The sequence below is a fragment of the Cellulomonas septica genome (assembly GCF_012396155.1).
In the GTDB taxonomy this organism is placed as follows: Bacteria; Actinomycetota; Actinomycetes; order Actinomycetales; family Cellulomonadaceae; genus Cellulomonas; species Cellulomonas septica.
On sequence record NZ_JAAXOY010000265.1, the window covers coordinates 1 to 4,558 of the forward strand.

General features: G+C 71.8%; 4 protein-coding genes. 1 reads left to right on the forward strand and 3 read right to left on the reverse strand.

The window, feature by feature from the left end; all coding sequences use genetic code 11:
* From HGA02_RS11120 to HGA02_RS11130, 3 genes are all read right to left on the reverse strand, one after another.
* The coding region (locus tag HGA02_RS11120; RefSeq protein ID WP_210728450.1) for a hypothetical protein at positions 1 to 480 on the reverse strand (480 nt) is incomplete at its 3' end.
* Entirely contained in the window at positions 435 to 2,501 is a 2,067-nt protein-coding gene (locus tag HGA02_RS20945) for a glycosyltransferase (protein ID WP_246247683.1), read from the reverse strand. The genes HGA02_RS11120 and HGA02_RS20945, both read right to left, overlap by 46 nt.
* A gap of 419 nt (positions 2,502 to 2,920) precedes the next feature.
* Positions 2,921 to 3,214, reverse strand: a complete 294-nt coding sequence (locus tag HGA02_RS11130) for a GNAT family N-acetyltransferase (protein ID WP_168679065.1) — start codon at positions 3,212 to 3,214, stop codon at positions 2,921 to 2,923.
* A gap of 75 nt (positions 3,215 to 3,289) precedes the next feature.
* Here HGA02_RS11130 and HGA02_RS11135 point away from each other — a divergent pair.
* On the forward strand, positions 3,290 to 4,558 hold a 1,269-nt coding region (locus HGA02_RS11135; protein WP_168679066.1), incomplete at its 3' end, for an MFS transporter.

The following is a 4,558-nucleotide window of genomic DNA, read 5'->3' on the forward strand; positions in this document are numbered from 1 at the left end:
GACCGCCGCCTGGTCCGCGAGGATCGTCGCCGCCGACGCGACGCCGCCGCTGGTCGTGTCGGCGCCGTCAGGGCGGGTGTACGAGGTGGCCGAGGGCTCGGTGCCCGACGTGTCCGTCGTGCCCGTCGTGCCCGTCGTGTCGGTCGAGCCGTCGACGGTGCCGCCCGTGGTCGGGCCGGTGTCCGTCGGCTCACCCGTCGCGCCCTCCGCAGCGAGCGCCTGCGTCACGGTCTCCCGCAGCCGGGCGACGGCCTCGTCGAGCGTCGTCGCGAGCGCGGTCAGCGCCTGCTGCGCGGCATCGGTGGCCTCCTGCGCGTCGAGCGTGCCGGCGATCGCGTCCTGGCAGGCCGCGAGCGCGTCCGTGACGGCGGTGTCGTCGCCGTCCCGGGCCTGCGGCTGCGCGGCGGCGACATCGGCCAGCCGCCCGGGTTGACCTACGGCTGCTTCGCCGAGACCGCGCTGCTCGCCCTGTCCGGCCACACCGGCCACTTCTCGCTGGGCGTCCCGACGCTCGACCAGGTCGACCACCTCCGCGCGATCGCCCGCCGCTTCGCCGGCCTCGGCTTCCGCGCCGCCCCGCCGACGACCTTCGGCCGCCCGCTCGGGGCCGACGACGCCGACCGTCTCGGTGCCGTCGGAGCGGTCGACGCCCCACGTGCGCCCGTCGGCGCATCGACGGCCCGCGCCGCCACGCACGCGACGACCCGGGCGTGGGTACCGCAGAAGCGGCCCGCTCCGGTCACCACACCCGGGTCGCCGGAGCCCGTCGGGACGGCCGCAGGTGCAGGGAGGGTTGACGTGGCCGTCACCGAGGGGGCGACCGCCGAATCCGGCCCGGGCGGTGCCGCGCTCGTCACGGTCGGGACGATCCGGTGACCCGGCGGGTCGTCCTGCTCGGCGGCGGGTACGTGACGCTGCACGCCTACGGCGCCCTCGTGCGACGCGTCCGCGGGATGCTCCGCGACGGATCCGTCGAGATCGTCGTCGTGTCCGACAACCCCGTGCACAACTTCCACGGCTTCACGGGCGAGGTCGCGTCCGGCCTCCTGCCCACCCACCTGACCCAGACGCCGCTCGCGGAGGCCATGCCGCTCGCGACCGTCGTGCACGCCCGTGTCGAGCACGTCGACCTCTCCGCCCGCACGGTCACGTACCGGCCGGCGGACGGCGGCGACGTCGGGACGACGACGTACGACGCGCTCGTCCTCGGCACCGGCGCGGGCGAGCCGGTCGACGAGGTCGACGGGCCCCTGCGGGGCGTTCTCGAGCTCCTCCATGAGGTCACCGCCGGCGTAGGCGCCGGCACGCGTGCCCCAGCCCGACGCGTGCGCCATGCGCAGGAAGCCGAGCAGGCGGACGGGCATGAGGAAGAACGTCGAGACGATGATGAAGATCGGCAGGCGCAGGAAGTCGGACGGCTTCTCGTGCAGGTGGCGGATCTGCCGGATCGCCATGGACAGCACCGACGAGATGATCATCGTGGCGACGACCCAGACCCAGCCCTCGAGCCCGGTGTAGGTCTCGAGGATCGCCTGGTAGAGGTTCACGCCGGTGCCGGAGACCGCGCGGTAGACCCAGCCCGCGATCGTCCCGACCAGCAGGAACGGCAGGATGATGTCCATCACGAAGAAGATGGCGAGCACGGGGGCGTGGCCCATCATCCAGGGCAGCATGCGCAGGGTGTTGTACTGGCTGCCGCGGGCCCAGCGGAGCTGCTGCTTGAAGAGCTTCTTCACCTGCAGCGGGGCGTCCGTGTAGACGAGGCTCGTGTACTGGTACACGCACTTGTAGCCGGCCTTGAGCGTCAGGTTGGTCAGCGTGCGGTCGTCGGAGACCTCGAGGAAGACGCCCATGAACTTCTCGTGCATGAAGTCGTCCATGACGTCGACGAGGATGTGCCGGCGGAACGCGATGGTGCGTCCGGGGAGGCAGCCGACCTGGCCGAGCGCGGACTGCGCGGGCATCGAGTAGAGCGCACGCGTGTTCTCGAGCCAGTCGGCCCAGCGGGTGATCCAGGACCGCTCGGGGTCGAGGATGCGCTGACGCGTGGTGACGCCGCCGATGTTCGCGTCGGCGAACGGCTTGACGAGCTCGGGCAGCGTGCCGTCGGTCCAGACGGTGTCGGAGTCGACGAGCACGGTGATCTCGCCGCGCGACATCTCGGTGCCGATCTTGACGGCGTTGCGCTTGCCCGGGATCGGGGTGTGCACCCAGCGGACGAGCGGCGCGAACTCCTCGCTGACGCGCTCGAGGCCCGGGTTGGGCTTGCCGTTGATGACGACGATGACCTCGTCGGGCTGCTGCGCGACGATCCGCGCGAGCACGTCGTGGAAGAGGTCGAGGGGCTCGTCGACCACGGGGACGACGACCGAAGTGGTGCCGTGGAACTCGCCGGTGTACGGCTTGTAGCGGCGCGAGAGCAGCACCTTGAGCAGCCACAACGCCCAGATCAGCGTGGAGAAGACAGCGAAGAGATAAAACTCCGACTGCCCTTCCAGCATATGGCGCAGCTGAAGAACGAAAACGAACATTGAATGGCCTACCCGACACGGTGGTGGCTTTTTCTGACAAGCTGTTCCGGCGTCGTCGGCGATCCAGCATGGACGTCGCCGGCAGGTCCTGGGAGACCCTGCGGGCGCGTCGATGGACCACGCACAGGCCTCTGACCTGCGAGTGGACGTGCGCAACCGCCCCCTGCAAGTGGAGGCGCACGGTCCGGTCGCGGCGGCGGGCACAGATGTGCCGCACGTCCGGCGAACTCGGTAAAACGAACCTACCAGGCGGTAACAGGGCATTGAGACGGACATGCGTCCAAAAGTGACCGCGCTCACCGGAAGCGCTTACCCCTTGACCGGAGATGTCCGGTTTGCCTGGGGCAACTTCACACGAAATTTACAAGAAGTTGCTCGGGACGACGGCCTCAGTCGCGGTGGTGCAGGAGGTCCTGGTAGTCGGGATGACGGGCCACCCACGCCTTCACGAACGGGCACAACGCCACGACGTCCCGGTGGCTCTCCCGGACCGCGTCCAGCGCCTCGCGCACGAGCGTCGACGCGACCCCGCGGCCCTCCGCGCGCGGGTCGACCTCGGTGTGCGTGAACACGACCGTCCGGCCCACCACGTCGTACACCGCGAACCCCAGCAGCTCGCCCGCCTCGTCGCGGGCCTCGAACCGGTGCGCCTCCGGCGCGTCGCTGACCAGCACGTCCGTCATGCACCGATGGTGCGGCACCGGACGCCCGACCACCAGCCCCGGGCCGCCGTCGGTACGCGGTGCGAGACTGAGGGCATGCTCCAGCCCTACCGCGAGATCCTGTCGCGCCCGGGTGCCCTCGCCTTCTCCGTCGCGGGGATGGTCGCGCGCCTCCAGATGTCGATGATCGGGATCGGCATCGTCCTCATGATCTCCGCGCTGTACGACTCCTACGGGCTCGCCGGACGGGTGTCCGCCGTCTACGTCGTCGCGCAGGCCCTCTGCTCGCCGCAGCTCGCCCGGCTCGTCGACCGGCACGGCCAGGCCCGCGTCATGCGCCCCGCCGTCGCCGTCGCGTCCGTCGGGCTCGTCACGCTCGTCGTCGCGGCCCGCGCCGACAGCAACCCGTGGCTCCTCTACGTCGCCGCCGCCGTCACGGGCGCCGCGGTCGGGTCGTTCGGCTCGCTCGTGCGCGCCCGCTGGTCCGGCGTGCTCGGCGGCGACCCGCGCCCCATGCACACGGCGTACGCGCTCGAGTCGACCATCGACGAGTTCGTCTTCATCGTCGGTCCCGTCCTCGCCACGGTCCTCGCGACCGGCGTCGACCCCGCCGCCGGCCTGGTCGTGCCGCTCGTCGCCCTGCTCGTCGGGGGCTACTGGTTCCTCGCGCTGCGCGCCACCGAGCCCGCCCCGACCGTCGCCGCCGGCGGCGAGCGCGTGCGCGGCTCCGTCCTCGCGAACCCCGGCATGGTCGTGCTCGCGCTCGTGTTCGTCGCGATGGGCGCGATCTTCGGCGCGACCGACGTGTCGACCGTCGCGTTCGCCGAGGAGTCCGGCAACACCGGGATCGCCGGCGTGATCCTCGCCGTGTTCGCGTTCGGGTCGTTGATCGCCGGGCTGCTCTACGGCACGCGGCACTGGGTCCGGCCCCTACACCAGCGGTTCGCGATCGGCGTCGTCGTGCTCGCTGTGGGGGTGTCCTTCTTCGTCGTCGCGACCAACCTCGTCGTGCTCGCCGCCGTCATGTTCGTCACCGGCTTCGCGATCGCCCCCACGCTCATCAACGGCAACGCGCTCGTCCAGCAGCTCGTCCCGCCCGCGCGGCTCACCGAGGGCCTCACCTGGGTCGGCACGTCACTCGGCGTCGGCGTCTCGTTCGGGTCGTCCATCGCGGGCGCCCGCATCGACGCCGACGGGTCGCACGGCGGGTTCCTCGTCGTCATCGTCTCCGCCGGGCTCGCGCTCGTCGCGACCCTCGCCGCGTACCGCACGCTGCGGCCGCGCCCCGACGCGAAGTCCGCCGACGAGCGCGTCGCGCGTGCCGTGGAGGACGAGTCGCCGTCGGCCACCGCCGGGGCCGCCGTC

What these genes read in the sequence shown, in the direction of transcription:
- HGA02_RS20945 (WP_246247683.1), bottom strand. Translation starts at nt 2,501, where the DNA reads ATGCTGGAAGGGCAGTCGGAGTTTTATCTCTTCGCTGTCTTCTCCACG.
- HGA02_RS11130 (WP_168679065.1), bottom strand. Translation starts at nt 3,214, where the DNA reads ATGACGGACGTGCTGGTCAGCGACGCGCCGGAGGCGCACCGGTTCGAG.